Here is a 21,765-nt window from a genome sequence, read left to right as displayed (position 1 = left end):
TACACCAGGGGTGCTTTCTTACTCTTTTCACATGTACCTTTGTCTGCGCATATAATATACTACAAAGTTTCTATGCCTAAGGGACAAAGGAGAGAAGACTATGGGACAAGAAAAAATAAAAATAGATGTATATTACCGAGAGAAAAAGAAGATTTGTTCCACTAATTTAGAGGAACAAATCTTAAATATACTTGCCTTTGACATAAAAGAACATTTTCATATAGAAGTTTTGAAAGCCCACGCCATCATGATACGTACCTATCTTTTTAAAAAAATGAGGCGATTTGATGGAAGAGGTTGTGCATTGCATCCCCAGGCGGATATATGTAATGATCCCAACCATTGTATGGGATGTATAGAGACAAAGGATATACCAAAGGACATAAAAGAGCCCTTGGAAACTGCCATAAAAGATACTGCCCATAGGGTGATCACTTTTGGAGGCAGTTTTATTCATCCTTATTACCATCATACCTGTGGTGGAGCTACCCAAAATGCCGAAAACTTTCTAGGCAATACTATCCGCTATACTCGTAAGGTATTGTGCGATCATTGCAAACATACATCACCCCATTGGCAAACTACCGTGGATATCTCCATAGAAGAAATGGAGAAACTTTTAAATGTAAGATTTCCCAAATCCACTCCCTTACAGGGAGCCACCGTATCCAATATCATTGATCAGGTGGAAAGAGACCAAGAGGGGAGAATTGTCAATATTAAAATAGGGGATAAATGGATGAAAGGAACAGAAATTCAACAAAAATTAGGCTTACCTTCCTCAAGATTTGGTTGGCAACCTACAAAATTTAGATTTTATGTTCAAGGAAAAGGACATGGACTGGGATTGTGCCAGTATGGAGCGCAAAAACTGGCCCTAGATGGGATGAAGGCAGAAGAAATTCTCAAATATTATTTTACCGGCATACAGATTGAGAGAATTCCACAATGGAGTATAAATATGCCATTACAGGGCAAGATAATCCTAATTGATCCAGGACATGGTGGAAAAGATAAGGGGATTTTCAAACAGAATGTTCAAGAAAAGGATAGGAATCTAAAAATTGCCCTTCACCTAGAAAAAATCCTAAAGGAAGCGGGCAGTACAGTAGTTCTCACCCGCACAGAGGATAAATATGTTTCCTTGGGACAACGCTTAGCCATCAACAATAAACTACATCCCCATTTTATGCTCAGCATTCACGGCAATGATAATCCTGCCATAAAGTCAACGGTGAATCAAATCTATATTTACCCAGGAGATGAAGAAGCCTACCGATTGGGACAAAACATTATCAGTGAATTCAAGGACAATGGTCTGGACGTACAGGAAATCATAGAAGGAGATTTGTTTTTAACCAGAGAAAGTAAAAATAGTACTTTAATCTTAGATATAGGGTATTTTTCTAGCCAAGAGGACTATGGGGCTAAAATAGCCACTTGCATTTATCATGCCCTTCTAAGCTATTGGACAATAGATAAAGCCTAAAAATAGAGGATATATTAAGAATATGGAAAGTAATAGGGGAAAAATTACCCTAAACATGGTTTTTTTTTATTGACAATACTTTGTACCAATTGATATAATATAAAATTTTGACAAAATAAACAATCCATGGTATAATCATACATGGTAAGAGATAAGGATGGTGATAAAGTGGAGGAAAGAAAAAATTCACTTCATAAAATCAAACAAGACTTAGACGGTTATGTTGGACAAAGAGTAAGATTAAAGGCCAATAAAAGTCGTAAAAGGACTTATGTGCGTGAAGGTATTATAGAACAAACTTATCCTAGTATCTTCGTCATTGCTATTGATGAAGAGAGGATGTCACCAAGAAAAATATCTTTCTGCTATTCTGATATTTTAACAAACAATGTAGAATTAACTCTTTGTAAAGATAACAAAGTCATTCAATGTGGATAAAAATAGCTGCTTAGAGAAAGCAGCTATTTTTTGTTCTCTTTAAAGACTTATTCCTAAATAGAAGATAGTCCAATAGATTGTATTGTTATTACAACGATAAATATTATAAGTGCCATTCATTTGTAATACATACATAAAGGGTTTATAGCTTTTTCCTAGAATTTTATCTATGTATAGGTTTGAAATAAATTAAATAAACTAAAAGCACAAGAGAGAGGAAATGGTTATCCTCAGGATATAGGAAAGTTGGTTTTTTACAGGTAAGAGGACCTTCCTATATAAAAACATAGAAAAGGAGAATTTTAATGACAAATAAAAGAGTTGTAGTTGCATTAGGTGGGAATGCTCTTCAAGATCCCGATAGACCACCAACATCGGAGGAACAGTTAATTGCTGCAAAAAATACAGCGGTAAGTATTGTTTCCCTAATCAAAGCAGGATATGATGTTATTCTTGCCCATGGAAATGGACCTCAAGTAGGAAGGATCGTACTAGCCAGTGAGTATGCTGCCGAAGTAACACCAGTCATTCCTTTCCCAGAGTGTGGAGCCATGAGCCAAGGATACATTGGTTACCATCTGCAACAAGCCATTCAAGAAGAACTTAGAAAACAAGCAGTGGACAAGCCAGTGGCATCTATTGTTACACAAGTATTAGTGGATAAAGAAGATCCCGCTTTCCAAAATCCTACTAAGCCTATTGGTGCTTTCTATTCTGAAGAAGAAGCAAAACAGATAGAAGAGGAAAAAGGATATGTTATGGTAGAAGATGCGGGTAGAGGGTATAGAAGAGTAGTGGCCTCCCCAAAACCAGTGGATGTAGTGGAAAAACAAGCCATTAAAACACTAGTAGATGGTGGAATATTAACGATTGCAGTTGGTGGTGGCGGTATTCCAGTGGTTCAAAAAGAAGATGGCAGCTTAGAAGGAATTCCAGCGGTTATTGATAAAGACTTCGCTGCAGAAAAACTAGCTGAGATTATGGATGCAGATACTCTAGTTATTTTAACAGGAGTAGAGCAAGTGGCCATTAACTTCAACAAACCAAATCAAAAATCTTTAGACAAAATCAACTTACAAGAAGCTCAGACATATATAGAAGAAGGACATTTTGCACCTGGTTCTATGCTACCAAAGGTAGAGGCAGCTATGGCCTTTGCCAAATCAAAACCAGGTAGAAAAGCCATTATCACCCTTCTAGATAAAGCTGTAGAAGCATTAGAAGGACAAACAGGAACAACGATTGTAGAAGGCTAAAAGAAAATAAAAAGATAGAAGACAAAAAAAGGAAGGGCTGCAGCTCTTCCTTTTTTACCTGCGTTTTTTTATATGTCCTTTATCTCAAATCTCCTCTCATTTTCCCATAATCTAAATTTCTTGTCATTTTTTCTCTACAGGCTTAATAAGAATATTAAAGTAGCAAACATATTTAGGGCCATTAGACTATATCTATATAATAAAGAGCTATCCATATGGGAAGGAGGAAATGAAATGCCTTTAGAATTAGTGAAGGAATATCTTGAGGTGGATCAAGAAGTAAAAAGATTTACAACTCAAACCATGATAGAAGAGAGCGTGGTTGTTCCTGATTATAAGCCAGATATGGAAAAGATTTTATCAGTAAGAGGGAATATCCATGTAAATAACAAAGTGGTGGAAGGCAACAAATTTTATGTGGAGGGTGTAGTAGACTGTCATATCATGTATCAAACCCAAGAAGAAGGGGCAAAACTTCAACAGATCAGTGTAGATGTACCCTTTAGCCATTGGATTGAAGTAGAAAATGAAGGCGATATTCAATCCATCATTCAAACCAATATCGAATATATTGATCATCAATTGCTCAATACAAGAAAGCTGGATATCCGTGGAGTCATAGGAATTCAAGGAAAACTTGTAAAAAAAGAACAATATCCATTGCTTATCAATATAAAGGGGTTAGAGGATATGCAAATGTTGCGCAATTGGGTAAAAGTGACTACCGTTGCAGACAAAGTCAATGACCAATCCATGGTGAAAGACCAAATTGATCTGGGAGAAAATATGCCCGCTATTGTAGAAATTATCAAAGCCCAGGCAAAAGTCCTAGAGAAAGAAATAAAACTTGGGGATGATCGCATAATGGTCAATGGGTCCATAGAAGTAGAGATCCTCTACATAGGTGAGGAAGATGGAAATCAAACCATTGAATACGTCCAACATGAAATGCCCCTTGCCCATTTTGTAGAAAGCCCTGGTATACATCCTGATATGCAATATCAGCTAAGCTTTAATGTGGAAGATATTTTAACCCATATGAATGCAGATGATGAGGGAAAATTTAGTTTAATGGATGTAGAGGTTCTCGTAGGAATGACAGGGACTTTATATGAGACTCACGAAATAGAAAGCATAGTGGATGCCTATAGCCCAAGCATCAAAACGGCTTTGCAAACAGAGAAAATCTTTGCCCACGAAATGATAGATAATCTTATGGCCCAAGCTACAGTAAAAGGAAAGATAGAAACCCCTATAGAAAAAGAAGAAATTGAAAACATTCTTTCGGTAGGGGGCAAGGTAAAGGTATCTGATGCCCAGAGAGTAGAAGATAAGTGGATTATTGAAGGGGTTGTCGATACAGAGGTTTTATATAAAGTAGTGGCAGAGGGAGAGAACTATGAAAGTGCACAGGCTGAGATTCCCTTCCAACATGAATTCCATGTGGAAGAAGTAGCAGACGTCTTTGGAGATGTATTCACCAATATTCGTCATATGAGTTATCAAGTAGTAGGCCCAAATGAAATAGAAGTAAAAATGGTCTTAGATATTCAAAGTCAATTATTTAAGCCGGTAACCGTATATGCCATTAGTGAAATTGAGGAATTGCCTTTAGAAGAGGAAGAAGAATCTAAAGATGCAAAAATCAATGTGTATTTCAAACAGCCTAGCGATAGCCTTTGGGAAATTGCAAAAAGATATGGTGTGACCATAGAGGATGTATTGAAACAAAACGATATTAAGGATCAAGATCAAATCCCAAACTATGCTCCGATTATCATTTCAAAAAAGAGTCAATATATGTTAAAATAAAGGAAAATAGGATGTAGGGAGCGTCCCCTGTGACGGTCCCTTTCTCGTTTACCTTATCCTCCTCAATAAGTTATTTATTTTACATGAATACTTTGGTATAATAAGTAGGGATTGTATACACATAATAAATAGGTTGGTGCGAAAATGAATCATAAGAAGATGAAGACCAGAGCCAAGATTAATTTGACTTTGGACGTATTGGGTAAAAGAAAAGACAACTACCATGAAGTGGAAATGATTATGCAAAGCATAGACTTATTTGATGAGATGGAATTTATTTCAAAGAAAAAGGGGATAACTATCTATTGTCAACATTGTGAAGTTCCCATAGATGAAAGCAATATAGTATATAGAGCGGCAAAACTACTTAAAGATGAATACAAGATAGACAAGGGTATAGATATATTCATACATAAAAACATTCCCGTAGCGGCAGGACTAGCAGGAGGGAGCAGCAATGGTGCGGGCACCCTGCAGGCATTAAATGAATTGTGGCAATTGGATTTACCCTTGACCAAATTAATGGAATTGGGAAAAAGAGTTGGTGCAGATATTCCCTTTTGTTTATTGGGAGGGACAGCCCTTGCCCAAGGCATTGGAGAAAAACTACAATCTTTACCCCCACTGCCTTCCAATTGGTTAGTGTTGGTAAAGCCTCCTATTTCAATTTCTACTGCCTGGGTATATAAAAATCTCAAAATAAATAGGCATACCCAGCACCCCGACACAGCTAGAGCCATCCAAGGGATAAAAGAGCAAAATATAGATAAGGCAATCCCTTATTTTTATAATATATTAGAAGATGTAACCATACCGGCCTATCCGGAAATTAAAGCCATTAAAAAAAGGCTAGAGGAGCTGGGAGCAAAGGGTGTGTTAATGAGCGGTAGTGGACCCACTGTTTTTGGATTTTGCAGAGATGAAAAAGAGGCCCAATCTATTTGCCGCACACTAAAAAAAGAATATAATGAGGTCTTTATAGCCAAAACTTATGATGAGGAGGTTGAAGCAGAAGATGAATAATCAAAAAGAATCCCTAATGGAAACAAAACTAGACAATTATAAGCCCTTGAGGGAAATTGTATTTCAATCCATGAGAGAAGCCATTGTCAAAGGTGATTTGGAACCAGGAAAACGTTTAATGGAAGTACAATTAGCAGAACAAATGGGAGTAAGCAGAACACCTGTAAGAGAAGCCATCAGACAATTAGAACTAGAAGGCCTAGTGGTTATGGTGCCTAGAAAGGGTGCCTATGTCGCTGGATTATCCATGAAGGATGTTATAGAGGTATTAGAAATCAGAGCCGTATTAGAGGGCTTAGCTGCAGACTTGGCTGCCAAAAGAGCTACAGATGAAGAAATCACAAGACTTTCCCAAGTATTGGAAAAGTTTACAGAATACGCAGAGAAAAAGGATGTTCAAGGACTGATTGACCAAGACGTAGCCTTTCATGATGTAATCTATGGGGCTGCTAGAAATGAAAGATTATTGCAACTGATTAGTGGTTTAAGGGAACAAGTCCAGCGTTTTCGTGTTATGTATATCTCTCAGTTTGATCATGCTATGGATCTTGTAAAGGAACACAAAAAAATTGTGCAGGCTATTTCCACCAGAAATGGCGAGCAAGCAAGAAAGTTAGCCCAGGGTCATATCAGCAATGCAGAATATTATATGACAAAAGAAATAGATGAGAATGTAGAGGAATAAGGGCCAAGGTTGGGAAGGATGGATAAGGATGAAAGCCTTAATTTTAGCAGGTAGTAAGGGAAACAAAACGCCCCTATTAGGTTATACCAATAAAGCACTATTACCCATAAGGGGAAAGATAATGGTACAATACATTATAGATGCCTTAAGGGGAAGTGCCTTTATAGATGGTATAGCCATTATAGGGGATGAAAATGCATTAGCGAGGGAAATTCAGATAGACCCAGATAAGGACATCATACTTCCTGAAAAAGAGCAAATGATAGACAATGTAGTCAAAGGACTAGAGCATTTTCAAAGAGAGGATAAAGTGCTAATTATCACGGCGGATATCCCCTTTATTACCCCTGCTGCCATTGATGACTTTATTAAAGCTTCTTTGGATTCCAAGGGAGATTTAACCTATCCTATTATTTCCAAGGAAGCCCAGGAGGAAGCTTTTCCCCAAATGAAGCGGACCTATATTAAACTCAGGGAAGGCACCTTTACGGGAGGCAATATGTTTCTGGTCAATCCTGCCATAGTGGATCGTTGCATAGATATGGCTAGATATATGATGGAACACCGAAAAAAACCTTGGAAAATGGCCAAAATGTTAGGAATAAGCTTCTTGGCTAGACTTTTAATGGGCACCCTTACCCTAAAAGGTCTTGAAAAAAGAGTAGCCCATCTTCTCAATATCGAACCCAAAGCCATTATTTCTTCCTACGCAGAAGTGGGCAATGATGTAGACAAACCTTCTGATGTAGAATATGCAGAAAAATATTTATCCCTTCTTCATCATAAATAAAGAGAGATCTTAAACAAAATACCAAAGGACGTCTTTGCAGATAGTGGCTATCATACCAAAGGAATGATTGGTAGACCCGCTACTGCAAGTAAGAAAGGTGTATTTTATTTAAGATGCTTCGTTAAATTAGTACAGGCAAAAGATTGCCTGTATTTTTTTTGCTTTAAAGGTAAAAATAGAAGTTAACCCTGTATTGTATGTAGGAGGAATAAGACAATGGGCAAAGTGTTAGATACCATTAAGGGAATGTATTCATTTTACACGATGGTTTTACTTGTAGGATGTGGTTTTTTTACTTTTTATGTTGACCAAAAAATAATGTTGAAAAAGGATTTAAAAAAAGAAGCAAAGGTTACCAAAGTAGTAGGGTTGATCTATATTATAGGTGGAATTTTATCCTATCTTATATTTGCTATTTTCGTATAAAAGGAGGGAACGGTTTTTATGAAAAAATTGGGAAGACAAAAAACAACGGAGAAAAAACAAAAGGAGTTTATACCTGTTTCTCTTCTATTAGATGAGAATATGAAAACCTTGAAAAACATATTTCAGGATTGTAGCGATGTGGTCTATAGAGAATTTCGTTTAGGCCAAGAGCAAGAACAAAAAATGTTTATTGTTTTTCTAGATGGAATGATCAATCAGGACGTGATAGAGGAGCATATCCTAAAGTCCTTAATGTTGGACGCGAGACGTACTCCACCTGCTTTAGAGGAAGTAAAGGAGAAAATGTATGAGCTAATATTAGAGGGTGGCCTTTCTGCAGCCGATGTAAAGGAAAGCGACAATCTAGATGAAGGAATACTAGGAGTATTATCAGGAGATACCATTATCTTTATAGACGGTATAGATAGATTTTTGATTACATCTACTAAGGGATGGCCTACTAGGGGAATAGATGAACCCAGTAGTGAATCAGTTATCAGAGGTGCCCGGGAAGGTTTTGTAGAGACCTTTAGGGTAAATACCGTCCTTTTAAGGAGGAAAATAAGAGACCCAAAATTTAAAATAAAAAGTATGCAAATCGGTAAGCGTTCCAAAACCGATATCGGTATTGCGTATATAGAGGATATTACCAGGACGGATATTCTTCAGGAAGTAGAAAAACGCTTGGAAGCTATTGATATTGATGCCGTTTTAGAAAGTGGATACATTGAACAATTGATAGAAGATAGTTGGATTTCTCTTTTTCCCCAAATTCAACACAGTGAGAGACCGGACACAGTGGCCGCTGCCCTCTTGGAAGGAAGGGTAGCCATTATTATTGACAATACCCCCTTTGTGTTGGTGGTACCAGTGACCTTAAATACATTTTTACTATCCTCGGAGGATTACTATGAAAGATGGTGGGTGGCCAATTTTGTTCGTTGGGTTAGGATGGGCGCAGTGGTAATTTCCTTTCTTTTACCTGCGGTTTATATAGCTATTGCTTCCTATCATCCGGGGATCATCCCTAGTCAATTAGCCATATTTATTGCAGGCACTAGGGAAACTGTACCCTTTCCAGTATTTATGGAAGCCTTACTTATGGAATTCACCTTTGAACTCTTAAGAGAAGCAGGGGTAAGACTTCCTAGTCAGATGGGGTCTACCATAGGTATAGTGGGCAGTTTAATCATTGGGCAAGCTGCTGTAGAGGCAGGACTGGTCAGTCCTATTATGGTCATTATCGTGGCGGTGACGGCTATTTCATCCTTTGCCATACCTAGCTACAACTTGAGTATTAGTTTTCGACTATTACGCTTTACAGCCATGGCCGCCGCAAGTTTTTTAGGCCTTTATGGTTTGATCTTGGTGGTCATATTGGTATTGGTACATTTGGCTTCCTTGACAAGCTTTGGCGTGCCCTATCTCATTCCCCTAGCTCCCTTTAAATCGTCAGAAATAAAGGATACCCTTGTCAAGGCTCCCTTACTTTCGATGAAAAACAGACCAGAATATACTGCGGGAGGAGATAAAAAAAGAATGGGGGATGGGCCTAGGGAAGAAGGGGGTCAGGAAGAAATCAATCAACCCCCTCAGGGAAAAAATTCTGTCCAAGATCAAGGGATGGATACCGATAAAAACCCTCTAAAAAAATTCATAAAACCTATAAAGCTTACAAAAGAGAAAAAGAAGGGAGGAGAGGATGATGGACAACAATAAAATAAAGATTTCCTCACTGCAATTAGGTATCCTGATCGTAGTAACCATCATGGGGGTAGGGATATTGGCTGTGCCTAGAATCGTTGTACAAGATGTTGGCTCAGACGGTTGGCTGCTGATTTTAATTGGGGGAGGGTTTAGTCTAATCGCTACTATGATTATCCATGCTTTAGGAAGTAGATTCCCGAATAAGCAGTTTTTTGACTATACTACAGAGCTCATAGGAAAACCTCTAGCCAGCATTGTGGTGATAGTGTATACCCTATATTTCATCCCTATTTGTGCCTTCATTATTAGAATCTTTGGAGAGGTATTGAAGATGTATTTATTACCTCGGACGCCTATTGAGGTGATTATCATAACCTTTTTATTGGCATTAGCCTATTTAATCAGGCAGGGACTGGAAGCCATTGTGAGATTCTATGAGATTATGTTGTTTTTAATGATCATACCCTTTTTATTGTCCTTACTTGCCGGTACCTACAAGGTCGATTACACGAATTTACTTCCCGTGTTTCAATCATCCCCCTTAGACATGATGAAGAGCAGTCTTCAGCTTTTTCTAAGCTTTCTAGGTTTTGAATCTGCTCTGTTATTTATACCCTATGTGGCAGATCATAAAAACACCAAAAAGTCTATGATTATTGCAATCTCTTTTGTTACGGTTATCTATCTTTTTACCACAATGCTTGTTATCTCCACCTTTGGAGTGGATGAAACTGGCCAATTAATATGGCCCTTAATGTCCTATGTGAAAGCTATTGAAGTGCCCGGCTCCTTTATTGAGCAATTGGAAGGAATTATTATGACCATTTGGGTATTTTTTGCCTATACCACCTCTTCCACTCTTTATTTCTCAGGGAGCATAACCCTAAGTAAATTGACCGGGGTAAAGGATTATAGAGTCTATGTCATGTTGATCTTACCCATTATTTACATATTAGCTCTGCTACCAGGGAATATAGCAGAGGTCTACGATTGGGACAGTAGGGTATCCATTTACTTGGGTGCCACTGTAGCCTTTATTATTCCCCTTCTTCTGCTGGTGGTATCAATCCTTAGAAAGAAAGGAGAAAAGACCCATGGCTAAAAAGATATTGATGCTACTATTGGTTTGTTTACTGCTATTGAATACTGGATGTTGGGACAAACAAGATATTGAAGAACGAGCCCTTGTTTTAGGTATCGCCTTTGATAAGCCCCCAGAGGAAGAGCTAGCAAGACAAAGAGAGAATGCCTCAGAACCAGAGCATTTTTCTCCTCGTTATAGTATCACCTATATTCATCCCTTAGCCAGTACAGTAGTTGGTAAGGGGGCTGGGGAGGACACATTTTCCTCTATGACCATTACCACCAGAAGTCCTAAGGAAGCCGAAAGGGAAATGAATACCAGAATAGATCTACAATTGTTCTTTGGACATACCGATTTGATTTTGTTTGGAGAAGATGTTTTGAAAAATGAAGAATATATGAAGGAAATGATGGACTATCTCCATAGAAACCAAAATATTAATTGGGATGCCAAGGTGGCAGTAGTGCAGGGAAGAGCCAAGGATGTCTTTGAGATGAAACCCACAGGGGCAAATTTATTGGTCCCTTATGTTGTGGGGATTATGGAAAATAGAAGAGTATCCTCTAAGGTTTCCCATGTAACGCTAACCCAAATGCTGACTGAACTAGGGCAGAGGGGCACGGTTGTTCTCCCCAAAATCAACCTAGGAAAGGATGAAGTTAAAGTAGAGGGAGCAGCCATTATTCAAAACTTTAAATTTAGGGGTTATTTTACGGGTCAGGAGGCTAGGTCCTTGATGTTCTTAAAGGGGACTCTACAAGGGGGAGGCATTGTGACAAAATATGAAGACACCTTAATTTCCTATACCATAGTGAATAGCAAGCTAGAGAAGAAGTTGAAGACTACCGAAGATGGTCTCCAGATGATTTTCAAACTTAGGACAGAAGGTCAGTTAGATGAGGGTACCTATAATTTGGATTTGATGGACGATAAGCTGATTAAAACAATGGAGAAATCAGTGGCAGAGGAAATAACAAAGGATGCCATGGAGACCATTAAAAAGCTCCAAAGGGAGTATAAAGCAGATGTCATTCGGGTAGGAAGTTATATACAGAAATTCCATCCGAAGATATGGAAACAGGTGGAGAAGGATTGGGAAGAGGTATTTTCTTCCATGGATATTCAGGTGCAAACCGATGCAAGAATTCGTAGGGTAGGAGTAGTAGAGTGATTCTTCTCCAATATAGGTTTAAAATCATCTTCTTTTGTCCATACTTCAATTAAAAGGTAGAAAACAGGGGGAAAAGAAAATGAATAAAAAATATAAGGTATTGATGATGATTTGTACATTGGTAAGTATTTTATTGGTACAACAATTATTTTCTACAAATAAGGTACTGGCCAATGTAGATAGAGTAGAAGATTTAATGAAAAACTCTAAAGTACAATCCCAGGAGGAAATAGCTCAAAGTCTTATCCGCTTTCATGTGCTTGCCAATAGTGATTCTGATAGTGATCAAGAGGTAAAGGCAGTAGTAAGGGATGAAGTATTGAAAGAGATTGTGCCTTACCTGGAAAAGTCCCAGAGTTTAGAAGAAACCAGAAACATTATTGAAAATAATAAAGATAAAATGATAGAGGTAGCTACAGAGGTATTGAAGGAAAATGGGAAAGACTATGGAGCTACAGCTGCCCTAGGAAAATTTTCTTTCCCTACAAAATATTACGGACAATTTAGCTTGCCTGCAGGAACCTATGAGGCCTTTCGTATTGTATTGGGAGAGGGAAAAGGAGCTAATTGGTGGTGTGTGATGTTTCCACCTCTTTGCTTTATTCATGTAGAGGATACAGCCTCAAATACTGAAAGCGTAGAAGAGATGATAGAACCTGCCGCCCATGGTTTAGAGGAAGAGGATGAAGAAGAAGAGAGTATAGAGAAAGAACCAGAGGTAGAGGTAAGATGGAAGATTGTAGAGATTTTTCAATCTTTGTTTAAATAAAAAAAGTCAAGGACGGGGAGTCCTTGACTTTTTTGGGGATAAGGAAAAAAGGAAATGATTAGCCTTCAACATGATTGTTGTAATATATATATATCCCGCAATAAAGCAATCAAACATCTTTTCTAAGATAAATTAAAAAGAAAAGAATCTATTGAAAAGTGATAGAAATTATGTTTTAATGGATAAGTTAAAAAATGAAGGGAAAGAACATAAAAGAAAGATTTAACCACAGAGAAAGGGGGGACTATTTTGACAGAAATGGATCAAAATAAAACACCTTTGTTTGATGCTCTAAAGGCATACAATAAAAGCAAAGTCATACCCTTTGATGTACCGGGACATAAACATGGGGTAGGACTGCCAGAGTTTGCAGAATATGTAGGTTCTAAGGTATTAGAAATTGATGTTAATGCCATGGAATGTTTAGATAATATATGTAATCCTATAGGCGTTATCAAAGAAGCCACTGATTTAGCCGCAGCAGCCTATGGGGGAGATTATGCTTATTTTTTAGTCAATGGAACAAGCTCCGGAGTACAGGCCATGATTATGTCCTATTGTCATCCCGGGGATAAAATATTGATTCCCAGAAATGCCCATAAGTCTGCTATAGGAGGCATTATATTGAGCGGAGCTATTCCTATCTATATTCAGCCTGAGATTGATGAAAGAATCGGAATAGCCATGGGTATGAGCATGGAAAAGGTGAGAATAGCCATGGATGAACATCCCGATGCCAAGGCCATTTTTCTCATCAATCCCACCTATTATGGGGCCGTGTCTGATGTAAGAGAGATAGTAAAATTAGCTAAAAAACGGGATATGGCGGTATTAGTAGATGAAGCCCATGGTGCCCATATGTCCTTTCATCCTGAGCTACCCATAGGAGGTATACAGGTAGGAGCAGACATGAGTGCCATTAGCACCCATAAAACCGGAGGGTCCTTAACCCAAAGCTCTCTATTGGTATTAAACAATGAGAAGCTAGATGTACAGAAGGTCAAATCCATTATTAACCTTACTCAAACCACCAGTGCCTCTTATTTGCTCATGGCTTCTATTGATGTGGCAAGAAAACAACTCGCCATTAGAGGGGAAGAATTATTGGAAAAAGTATTAGAGCTTTCCCGTTATGGTAGAGATAAAATCAATGAAATCGGTGGTTATTATGCCTTTGGTAAGGATTTGATAGGCAATCCAGGAGTCCATGACTTTGATGAAACCAAACTGGGAGTTCATGTAAAAGAACTAGGATTAACTGGTTATGGGGTAGAAAGAATTTTACGATCAAAATATAATATCCAAGTAGAACTTGCAGATATGTACAATATATTGTGTATTATCTCCTTGGGGGACCGCAAAGAAAGTATAGATGCCCTTATTAATGCCCTAAGGGAGATAAAAGAAAAGTATGGAAAACCTGGAAGAGGAAAATCCATCATCACCCCGCCCCTTAAAAATCCTGAAGTCATTATCTCACCCAGAGATGCCTACTATAGCATTAAACGAGTAGTAAAACTTAGGGACTCCATAGGAGAAATCAGTGGAGAGTCGGTTATGGCCTATCCCCCAGGGATACCCGTAGTCACTCCAGGAGAAAAAATTACAAAAGAATTAGTGGAATATATAGAAGCTTTAAAAGCACAGAAAAGTATGCTCCAGGGGACAGAAGATCCCTATGTGGATTATATAAAGATTTTGGGAATGAACAGCTAAGAAAATTTAGCTGTTTTTTTCTGGGCATTTTTAAACAAATCCTTCTTTTAAGAATAAATAAGTCCAAGTTGACAAAAAATACTCTTATCCTAGATAAAGGAGGAGAACTTGGGTGAAAAAAAAATTAATTGCAATAGTGATGATCTCGACCTTAATTTTTGCCCTAGCCGGTGCCTATCTCAATGAAAAAATAGTGATGGCACAACAAAATGTTATTTACTATGGCAGCGATAGCAATTCAGTGAGACAATTGCAGCAAAAATTAAAGGATTGGGGATACATGAAGGATGGTACTGTAGACGGATCCTTTGGTTGGAAAACTGAACAGGCTGTAAAGGCTTTTCAGAAAAAACAGGGTTTAACAGCTGATGGAAAAGCAGGACAACAGACTTTAAATGCCATGGGTTTAGGACATTTAATAAAAAAAGCCCCCGCGAATACCAACTATCAAGCCAGTAGGGGAACCAGCAATAGGGATGAAGTCTATATATTAGCCCAGGCTATTCATGGGGAGGCCAGGGGTGAGCCCTATATCGGCCAAGTGGCAGTAGGGGCAGTTATTCTCAATCGGGTAAGGCATGCTTCTTTCCCTAATTCCGTAAGTGGTGTCATTTTTCAACCAGGGGCCTTTACGGCGGTGGCAGATGGGCAGATGTTTATGGCTCCCGATGAAAGTTCGCTTAAAGCTGCAAGGGATGCCCTAGCAGGATGGGATCCATCTAGTGGAGCGATTTATTATTATAATACTGCCAAGACTACCAATAAATGGATTTACTCACGCCCCGTTATCAAAACAATTGGTAAGCACGTTTTTGCCAATTAGAAAGGAGGGAAGACAATGAAAAATAGAAGGGTAATTACATGGTTACTTGTTCTAGCCGTAGCTGCTGCAGGATTATGGGGGTATAGGGAATATACCAATAAAAATAATTATCGAACATTTTTGGAAAATCAATATAAAAATGATTTTTATTCTCTGTTAAATTCCATGGAAAGTATTCAAACTTTATTGGCCAAGTCAGTAGTCAGCCAATCGGATGAACAAAGAGCATTAGCCTTGACAGAAGCTTGGAAATTATCGGATTTAGCCCAGATGAATCTCAATCGACTACCTATTAGCCATCTATCGCTTAACGAGACCTCTAAGTTTTTAACACAGTTAGGTGATTTTTCCTATTCCTTGGGAAAACAAAATATTAAAGGAGACGTCATGAGTCGAAAACAATGGGAAGATTTAGAAAGGCTACATAATAATTCCGGTTATATGGTTACAGCCTTACAAAAACTACACCAAGATATGACAGATCAGTCGGTACAATTTGGAAGCATAAGAGAGGAAGGCGGATTGACCCTAAGAAGAGTATCCGATAACGTCATTACAGAAAATCTTACTAGAGTAGAAAAGGAAATGATTACCTACCCTAAGATGATTTATGACGGCCCCTTTTCAGACCATCTTATAGATATAGAACCCAAAGCAATAAAAGGGGAGGGGCTGACAAGAAATCAAGGAGAAGAAAAGATTATAGCCTTCTTAGGTTCAGATAAAGTCGGTGAAATTAATCAATTAAGTCGAGGAGAAGGAGTAATTCATACTTATGGCTATGAAGTTGTACCGGCAGGAGAAGAGGGAGATCGAAGAATTTATGTAGAAGTCAGCAGAAAGGGTGGCCATGTGGTATGGATGATGGACAGTAGAAATATTGACCGGGTAGTATTATCTATGCCAAAGGCCTTAGAAAAGGCCCAAGACTTCTTAGAGGAAAAAGGTTTCAACAATATGGTACCTTCTTATTCTGAAAAATATAATGGAGTAGCTGTATTTAACTTTGCCTATGAGCAGGATGATGTTCTGATGTATCCTGATTTGATGAAAGTGCAGGTTGCCTTAGATGATGGGGAGATAATCGGTTTTGAGTCCCAGGGCTATTGGACCAGTCATGAAAAAAGAGATATCCCCACTCCAGAGATTTCATTACAAGAGGCAAAGGATAAGGTTAGTGAGCGACTAGATATCTTTAAAGAGCGCCTAGCCATTATTCCCACAGAAAGCAAAAAAGAAGTGCTGTGTTATGAATTTAAGGGAAACTTCCAGGGAGATACATTTATTGTATATATCAATGCCCTTACAGGAGAAGAACAACAGATATTAAAAGTGATCAATACCAATACTGGCGACTTAACGATGTAAAAGATGGGAGAGTTCTCTCCCATCTTTTACATTTCGGCTTTATTTGTCATATTTCTTTGTGATAGAATAATAGGTATAAAAGAGGCAGAACAGATGGGAAGGGGAAGGATAGTAATGGATAAAAAACAAACAGTGGCAGTGATTTTTGGAGGGCAATCAGGAGAACACGAAGTATCCCTTATGTCTTCTACCAATGTCATTGAGGCCATGGATAAAGATAGATATAATGTTGTCATGATTGGGATTACCAAAGAGGGAAAATGGATGATCTACAATGGACCTGTGGAAAAAATAAAGGATGGGCAATGGGAAAAGGAAGAGGAATATTTATTAGAGGACTTTTCTATCCAACATCCTATACTAAAAAAAATTGATGTGGTATTTCCCATACTTCATGGTCCCATGGGAGAAGATGGTACAGTACAAGGTCTTTTTGAACTTTTTAATATTCCCTATGTAGGATGTGGAGTGCTGGCCTCTGCTGTAGGTATGGATAAGATTTATACCAAAACCCTTTATGAAATGGCAGGCCTACCCCAAGGGCAATATCTTTTAATCATGAGAAGAAAATGGCAAGAGGAGCAAGAAAAAGCCATAGAAAAAATAGAGGGGAAATTAGATTATCCCATTTTTATCAAACCAGCTAACATGGGTTCCAGCGTGGGCATTACCAAAGCCCACAATAGAGAAGAGCTAATAAAAGGCATAGACCAAGCCGCCCAATATGATAGAAAAATTCTACTAGAAGAATTCATTGATTGTAGAGAAATAGAGTGTGCGGTATTAGGGAACGAAGAGCCTAAGGCTTCTATATTGGGAGAGATTATTCCTTCCAATGAATTTTATGATTATGAGGCTAAATATTTAGATGGAGATGGATCAAAATTATTGATGCCTGCTCCCCTTGATCAAGAAACCACAGAGACCATTCAGAAATTAGCCATTAAGGCCTTTAAGGCAATAGATGGTAGTGGATTAGCCCGGGTAGACTTTTTTGTAGAGAAAAATACAGGGAAAATATATATTAATGAAATCAATACTTTGCCAGGGTTTACCAATATCAGCATGTATCCAAAACTATGGGAAAATACCGGCATACCCTATTGCCAATTAATTGATAAACTTATTGAACTTGCCCAAGAACGTTTTGAAGATAAAAAGAACAGAGCTTAGAAGGACATATACAGATTTTGGAGTGCCTTATATTAAAGAGGAGAAAGAAAAGAAAGCCCTCTGACAAAATATGATAAAATATAAGCAACTATTGAAATAGTTGCTTGTTTTGTTTATGATTAAGAAAGGCAAAGAGGAAAACCAAAATCTTAAACCAAGATTCTTTACTATAGGTTTAAAGGGATATCCCATGATAGAGCCATCTTGAGGAGTTGGCGACCAAGGATATTTATTTTTCTATTGAGGACATGTTGGTGGAGAAAAGAATATTTTTTTTGATCATACCAATGTATTCTCATACAAGGAGGACTTATAGGGTATAAATATAAAGAAGAAAGTATTCAACAAGAAAAGATAAAATATGAGGTGGAATACATACATGAAGAAAAAAGTTTGGCTGAGTATTAAAGGGAAACAACAGACCCAGGATCAAGAAGCAGAGATCATTGAACTTCTTACTGAGGGAGAATTATACAACAAAGATAAAAGTCAATATATTTTATATAAAGAAAGTGAAGTCTCGGGAATGGAAGGGACCACTACCACAGTGAAAATAGAAGGAGATCAGGTGACCATTATTAGATTGGGCACGACCAACTCTCACTTGGTTTTTAAAAAGGGAAAAAAGAAATATAATCGCTATGAAACCCCCTACGGAGATTTGCTCATGAGCATTTCTACCAAAAATGTAGATGTGGAATATAACGAAGAAAAGGATCCTATTGCTATTCATCTGGATTACAATATGGAAATTGACGGCGCCCATGGATCTAGAAATACATTAGATATTCAAGTAAAACATTAATATAAGGAGGACTAACCTTTGAGCGGAAGCATAGAAAATTTACAAAATAGCATAAAGGAAAGCATTAAAAAGGCATTAGAAAAGGCAATGAAAGAGCAGGCATTTACCATAGAAGAGATACCAGAAATTATATTAGAAGTACCCAGGGAAAAGGCCCATGGGGATTTTGCTACCAATATTGCTATGCAACTAACCAAGCAAGCAAAAAAACCTCCAAGGGTTATTGCCCAGGCAATTGTGGACAATATGGATACCCAAGGTACATATATTCAAAATACTACTATCGCAGGACCTGGTTTTATTAATTTCCAATTAGAAAACAGCTGGTTGGTAGAAGTATTAAAGGAAATTGATGCCAAGCGTGAAAATTACGGAAAAATCCAGATAGGACAGGGAAAGACTGTCAATGTAGAGTTTATCAGTGCTAACCCTACAGGACCTATGCACATGGGCAACGCCAGAGGAGGAGCCCTAGGAGATTCCCTAGCAGAGATACTTAAAGCAGCAGGTTATGAAGTAACCAAAGAATTCTATATCAATGATGCGGGAAATCAGATTGAAAAATTTGGACAATCCCTAGAGGCTAGATATCTGGAGTTATTGGGACAAGATGCAGAGGTACCCGAAGGCGGCTATCAGGGGGAAGACATTGTCCAGCATATGAGAAATTTCATTGAGCTACAGGGGGACAAATATTTACAGGAAGAACCACAGGTGCGAAGAAAGGCCTTTATAGACTATGCTCTTCAAAAGAATGTAGATCGATTAAAGCAGGACCTAGGAGAATACGGCATTCATTTTGATCTATGGTTTTCAGAGGAATCCATGCATAAGAGTAACTTAATCCAAGATACCATTGAAACCTTAGAGAAAAGAGGACATACCTACAAAAAGGATGGCGCTCTTTGGTTTAAGTCCTCTGAGTTTGGGGGAGATAAGGATGAAGTACTCATTCGAAATAACGGGATCCCCACCTACTTTGCAGCAGATATTGCTTATCATAGAAATAAATTGCAGGTCAGAAATTTTGACCTAGCCATCAACATTTGGGGAGCCGATCACCATGGCCATGTGGCAAGATTAAAGGGAGCTATGGAGGCCCTAGGTATTGAGCCATCCCGTTTAGAAGTTATTATTATGCAATTAGTGCGTTTAATGAGAAATGGCGAAGTGGCTAGAATGTCTAAAAGAAAGGGACAATCCATCACCTTATCAGATTTGGTGGAGGAAGTAGGTAAGGATGCCGCTAGATTTTTCTTCAATATGAGGACAGCGGACAGCCATTTGGACTTTGATCTAGACCTAGCTGTAAAACAATCCAATGAAAACCCTGTGTTTTATGTACAATATGCCCATGCCCGCATCTGTAGTATCCTTCGTCAAATGAAGAAGGAAGGAATCACCCTAGATGTCATTCAAGATGCACACCTTGAATTATTAAAGGAAGAACCTGAACTAGAACTTATGAGAAGACTAGCAGATCTTCCAGAGGAAATTGCTATTGTAGCCCGTACCCTAGAGCCTAGTCGGATTACCCGCTATGCCTTAGACCTAGCAGGCTTGCTTCACAGTTTTTACAATGCCTGTAGGGTAAAGGTAGAAGATCAAGAACTCATGAAAGCAAGATTGATGTTGGTGGCCTGCACCCGCCAAGTACTTGAAAATGTATTAACTTTATTGGGGATTACAGCACCAGAGAGAATGTAAGTAAAGCCAATGGAGTGGGGAGAGCAGCGGATAACACCAACGATTCATGGAAATTATTTATTCCTAAAGCCTGAAAACTCCCTTACGGTCAAACACCCAGGCTTACAAGCGGATTGAATATTTCCATTTATCGGGTGTTATACCCACTATCTGCAAAAGCGTCATTTACTATTTATCCATAGGAGAAGCCGTTGAAGTGGAATCAGCGGCTTTTTCTTTAAGGCAATACAGGCTAAAAATGGGTGAGACGACGAAATTCAACAAGAAAAACATAAAGTTATAGATATAATACATAGGATACATGGGATAGAGCCAAATAAAATTAGAAAGGAGATAGATACCGTGAAGGAATTAAGATTTCATGGAGAAAAGATTATTACTGGAGAAGGTGCCATAAACTATTTAGAGAAAATTCAATGTAAAAGAGTATTTGTAGTGACGGGGAAATCTGCCATGTTTAAAAATGGTACCATACAAAAGATAGAGGATATTCTTGGGAAAAAGGATTGTGTGGTAGAAATACATTCCGGTATTCCTGCTAATCCTACCACCCTAGACGTATTAGAGGGATTGGAGAAAATGAATGTATTCCAGCCTGAAACCATTATTGCCGTGGGCGGTGGGTCAGCCATTGATGCAGCCAAAGTAATGACACTTCTATATGATGATCAACAATTGAGCTTAGAGGGGATTCAGGAGATGACTTTACCTTCTAAAAGAACTAAAACTCAGCTTATTGCTATCCCTTCTACTTCTGGCACAGCCACAGAAGTAACCTGGTCGGCAGTGGTCACCTTTAAAAAGGAGGATATCAAGATTGGATTAAAATCCCCAGCCTTTGTACCAGATATCGCCATATTGGATGGAAGTCTTACTTTGACTATGCCCAAAAATGTCGTGGCAGAAACTGGTATGGACGCCATGACTCATGCAGTAGAGAGTTATATTAATAAAAACAGTGATGATTTCACAGGAGTATTGGCCAAGGGAGCAGTGGAAGGCTTGTACAAATTCTTACCCCATTCCTACAAAGATGGAGATCAACGTAGTCGACAAAAAGTACACAATTATCAATGTATGGCAGGATGTGCCTTTACCAATGTTGGATTGGGCATGGCCCATGGTATTTCCCATGCCATTGGGGGCATGTATAACCTAGGCCATGGACTGATCAATGCAGTGGCTTTGCCCTATGTATTAGAATATAATGCCCAAGACCCTGAAGTAAAGCAAAGATTAGGAGAACTAGGGAAAAGCATCCAAAGGGAAGATTTTATCCAAGCCATAAGAGAGTTAAACACTACCTTAAATATTCCCAGATCCTTTAAAGAATTAGGAATTTCCCAAGAGGATTTCCAGAAAGATTTTTCTATTCTAGTGGATAATGGATTAAAAGGATCTACCCGATCCAATCCAATCACCGTCCCCAAAGAGGATATGGAAAAGATATTAAAAAGAATTTATCATGGGGAATAAACGGATAAGAATATAAGAAAGGTTTTGGAAGATTTTTGCCTAAAGGA

General features: G+C 38.3%; 19 protein-coding genes. All 19 read left to right on the top strand.

The window, feature by feature from the left end; genetic code table 11:
• Positions 1-100 precede the first annotated feature (100 nt).
• Complete coding sequence (locus NSA47_RS10940; RefSeq protein ID WP_257531929.1) at positions 101-1,489, top strand: N-acetylmuramoyl-L-alanine amidase; 1,389 nt, start codon at positions 101-103, stop codon at positions 1,487-1,489.
• A 168-nt stretch (positions 1,490-1,657) separates the two neighbouring features.
• On the top strand, positions 1,658-1,927 hold the full coding sequence (locus NSA47_RS10935; RefSeq protein WP_257531928.1) for a Veg family protein: 270 nt from the start codon (positions 1,658-1,660) through the stop codon (positions 1,925-1,927).
• A gap of 305 nt (positions 1,928-2,232) precedes the next feature.
• A complete protein-coding gene (arcC, locus tag NSA47_RS10930; protein ID WP_257531926.1) occupies positions 2,233-3,183 on the top strand; it encodes a carbamate kinase in 951 nt (316 codons plus the stop codon).
• A 234-nt stretch (positions 3,184-3,417) separates the two neighbouring features.
• Positions 3,418-4,995 carry a DUF3794 and LysM peptidoglycan-binding domain-containing protein gene (locus NSA47_RS10925; protein WP_257531924.1) on the top strand — a complete coding sequence of 526 codons (1,578 nt, stop codon included), beginning with the start codon at positions 3,418-3,420 and terminating at the stop codon, positions 4,993-4,995.
• Positions 4,996-5,139: 144 nt separating this feature from the next.
• The gene (gene ispE / locus NSA47_RS10920) at positions 5,140-6,018 is read left to right on the top strand and encodes a 4-(cytidine 5'-diphospho)-2-C-methyl-D-erythritol kinase (protein WP_257531922.1); all 879 of its coding nucleotides are present in this window, start codon (positions 5,140-5,142) and stop codon (positions 6,016-6,018) included.
• Positions 6,011-6,703 carry a GntR family transcriptional regulator gene (locus NSA47_RS10915; RefSeq protein WP_257531920.1) on the top strand — a complete coding sequence of 231 codons (693 nt, stop codon included), beginning with the start codon at positions 6,011-6,013 and terminating at the stop codon, positions 6,701-6,703. Before ispE ends, NSA47_RS10915 begins: the two co-directional genes overlap by 8 nt.
• Positions 6,704-6,731: 28 nt before the next feature.
• Positions 6,732-7,493, top strand: coding sequence for a nucleotidyltransferase family protein (locus NSA47_RS10910; protein WP_257531919.1), 762 nt, complete (start codon positions 6,732-6,734; stop codon positions 7,491-7,493).
• 216 nt (positions 7,494-7,709) lie between these two features.
• Positions 7,710-7,919 (top strand): CLC_0170 family protein, encoded by a 210-nt coding sequence (locus NSA47_RS10905; protein WP_257531917.1) that lies wholly within the window; start codon positions 7,710-7,712, stop codon positions 7,917-7,919.
• A gap of 18 nt (positions 7,920-7,937) precedes the next feature.
• Complete coding sequence (locus tag NSA47_RS10900; RefSeq protein WP_257531915.1) at positions 7,938-9,638, top strand: spore germination protein; 1,701 nt, start codon at positions 7,938-7,940, stop codon at positions 9,636-9,638.
• Complete coding sequence (locus NSA47_RS10895) at positions 9,625-10,728, top strand: GerAB/ArcD/ProY family transporter (RefSeq protein WP_257531913.1); 1,104 nt, start codon at positions 9,625-9,627, stop codon at positions 10,726-10,728. The genes NSA47_RS10900 and NSA47_RS10895 overlap by 14 nt, the downstream gene beginning before the upstream one ends.
• Complete coding sequence (locus tag NSA47_RS10890; protein ID WP_257531911.1) at positions 10,721-11,881, top strand: Ger(x)C family spore germination protein; 1,161 nt, start codon at positions 10,721-10,723, stop codon at positions 11,879-11,881. The genes NSA47_RS10895 and NSA47_RS10890 overlap by 8 nt, the downstream gene beginning before the upstream one ends.
• A gap of 79 nt (positions 11,882-11,960) precedes the next feature.
• A complete protein-coding gene (gene spoIIR / locus NSA47_RS10885; protein WP_257531909.1) occupies positions 11,961-12,650 on the top strand; it encodes a stage II sporulation protein R in 690 nt (229 codons plus the stop codon).
• Positions 12,651-12,899: 249 nt separating this feature from the next.
• A complete protein-coding gene (locus NSA47_RS10880; RefSeq protein ID WP_506323679.1) occupies positions 12,900-14,366 on the top strand; it encodes an aminotransferase class I/II-fold pyridoxal phosphate-dependent enzyme in 1,467 nt (488 codons plus the stop codon).
• A 112-nt stretch (positions 14,367-14,478) separates the two neighbouring features.
• Positions 14,479-15,189: a spore cortex-lytic enzyme gene (sleB, locus tag NSA47_RS10875; protein ID WP_257531907.1), complete on the top strand. Its 711-nt coding sequence runs from the start codon at positions 14,479-14,481 to the stop codon at positions 15,187-15,189.
• 15 nt (positions 15,190-15,204) lie between these two features.
• Complete coding sequence (ypeB, locus tag NSA47_RS10870) at positions 15,205-16,557, top strand: germination protein YpeB (RefSeq protein ID WP_257531905.1); 1,353 nt, start codon at positions 15,205-15,207, stop codon at positions 16,555-16,557.
• Positions 16,558-16,671: 114 nt separating this feature from the next.
• Positions 16,672-17,730, top strand: coding sequence for a D-alanine--D-alanine ligase (locus tag NSA47_RS10865; protein ID WP_257531902.1), 1,059 nt, complete (start codon positions 16,672-16,674; stop codon positions 17,728-17,730).
• Between the two features lie 379 nt (positions 17,731-18,109).
• The gene (locus NSA47_RS10860; RefSeq protein ID WP_257531900.1) at positions 18,110-18,535 is read left to right on the top strand and encodes a YwiB family protein; all 426 of its coding nucleotides are present in this window, start codon (positions 18,110-18,112) and stop codon (positions 18,533-18,535) included.
• Positions 18,536-18,553: 18 nt separating this feature from the next.
• A complete protein-coding gene (gene argS / locus NSA47_RS10855) occupies positions 18,554-20,242 on the top strand; it encodes an arginine--tRNA ligase (protein WP_257531898.1) in 1,689 nt (562 codons plus the stop codon).
• A gap of 342 nt (positions 20,243-20,584) precedes the next feature.
• A complete protein-coding gene (locus NSA47_RS10850; RefSeq protein ID WP_257531896.1) occupies positions 20,585-21,718 on the top strand; it encodes an iron-containing alcohol dehydrogenase in 1,134 nt (377 codons plus the stop codon).
• Positions 21,719-21,765 lie beyond the last annotated feature (47 nt).

Origin of the sequence: Irregularibacter muris (assembly GCF_024622505.1) — a bacterium.
Lineage (GTDB): Bacteria > Bacillota > Clostridia > Eubacteriales > Garciellaceae > Irregularibacter > Irregularibacter muris.
This window is presented reverse-complemented; position numbering and strand designations above follow the sequence as displayed.

Excerpts from the sequence above, each read along its gene's own strand:
- NSA47_RS10940 (WP_257531929.1), top strand. The coding sequence starts at position 101 with ATGGGACAAGAAAAAATAAAAATAGATGTATATTACCGAGAGAAAAAG.
- arcC (WP_257531926.1), top strand. The coding sequence starts at position 2,233 with ATGACAAATAAAAGAGTTGTAGTTGCATTAGGTGGGAATGCTCTTCAA.
- NSA47_RS10925 (WP_257531924.1), top strand. The coding sequence starts at position 3,418 with ATGCCTTTAGAATTAGTGAAGGAATATCTTGAGGTGGATCAAGAAGTA.
- ispE (WP_257531922.1), top strand. The coding sequence starts at position 5,140 with ATGAATCATAAGAAGATGAAGACCAGAGCCAAGATTAATTTGACTTTG.
- NSA47_RS10915 (WP_257531920.1), top strand. The coding sequence starts at position 6,011 with ATGAATAATCAAAAAGAATCCCTAATGGAAACAAAACTAGACAATTAT.
- NSA47_RS10910 (WP_257531919.1), top strand. The coding sequence starts at position 6,732 with ATGAAAGCCTTAATTTTAGCAGGTAGTAAGGGAAACAAAACGCCCCTA.
- NSA47_RS10905 (WP_257531917.1), top strand. The coding sequence starts at position 7,710 with ATGGGCAAAGTGTTAGATACCATTAAGGGAATGTATTCATTTTACACG.
- NSA47_RS10900 (WP_257531915.1), top strand. The coding sequence starts at position 7,938 with ATGAAAAAATTGGGAAGACAAAAAACAACGGAGAAAAAACAAAAGGAG.
- NSA47_RS10895 (WP_257531913.1), top strand. The coding sequence starts at position 9,625 with ATGGACAACAATAAAATAAAGATTTCCTCACTGCAATTAGGTATCCTG.
- NSA47_RS10890 (WP_257531911.1), top strand. The coding sequence starts at position 10,721 with ATGGCTAAAAAGATATTGATGCTACTATTGGTTTGTTTACTGCTATTG.
- spoIIR (WP_257531909.1), top strand. The coding sequence starts at position 11,961 with ATGAATAAAAAATATAAGGTATTGATGATGATTTGTACATTGGTAAGT.
- ypeB (WP_257531905.1), top strand. The coding sequence starts at position 15,205 with ATGAAAAATAGAAGGGTAATTACATGGTTACTTGTTCTAGCCGTAGCT.
- NSA47_RS10865 (WP_257531902.1), top strand. The coding sequence starts at position 16,672 with ATGGATAAAAAACAAACAGTGGCAGTGATTTTTGGAGGGCAATCAGGA.
- NSA47_RS10860 (WP_257531900.1), top strand. The coding sequence starts at position 18,110 with ATGAAGAAAAAAGTTTGGCTGAGTATTAAAGGGAAACAACAGACCCAG.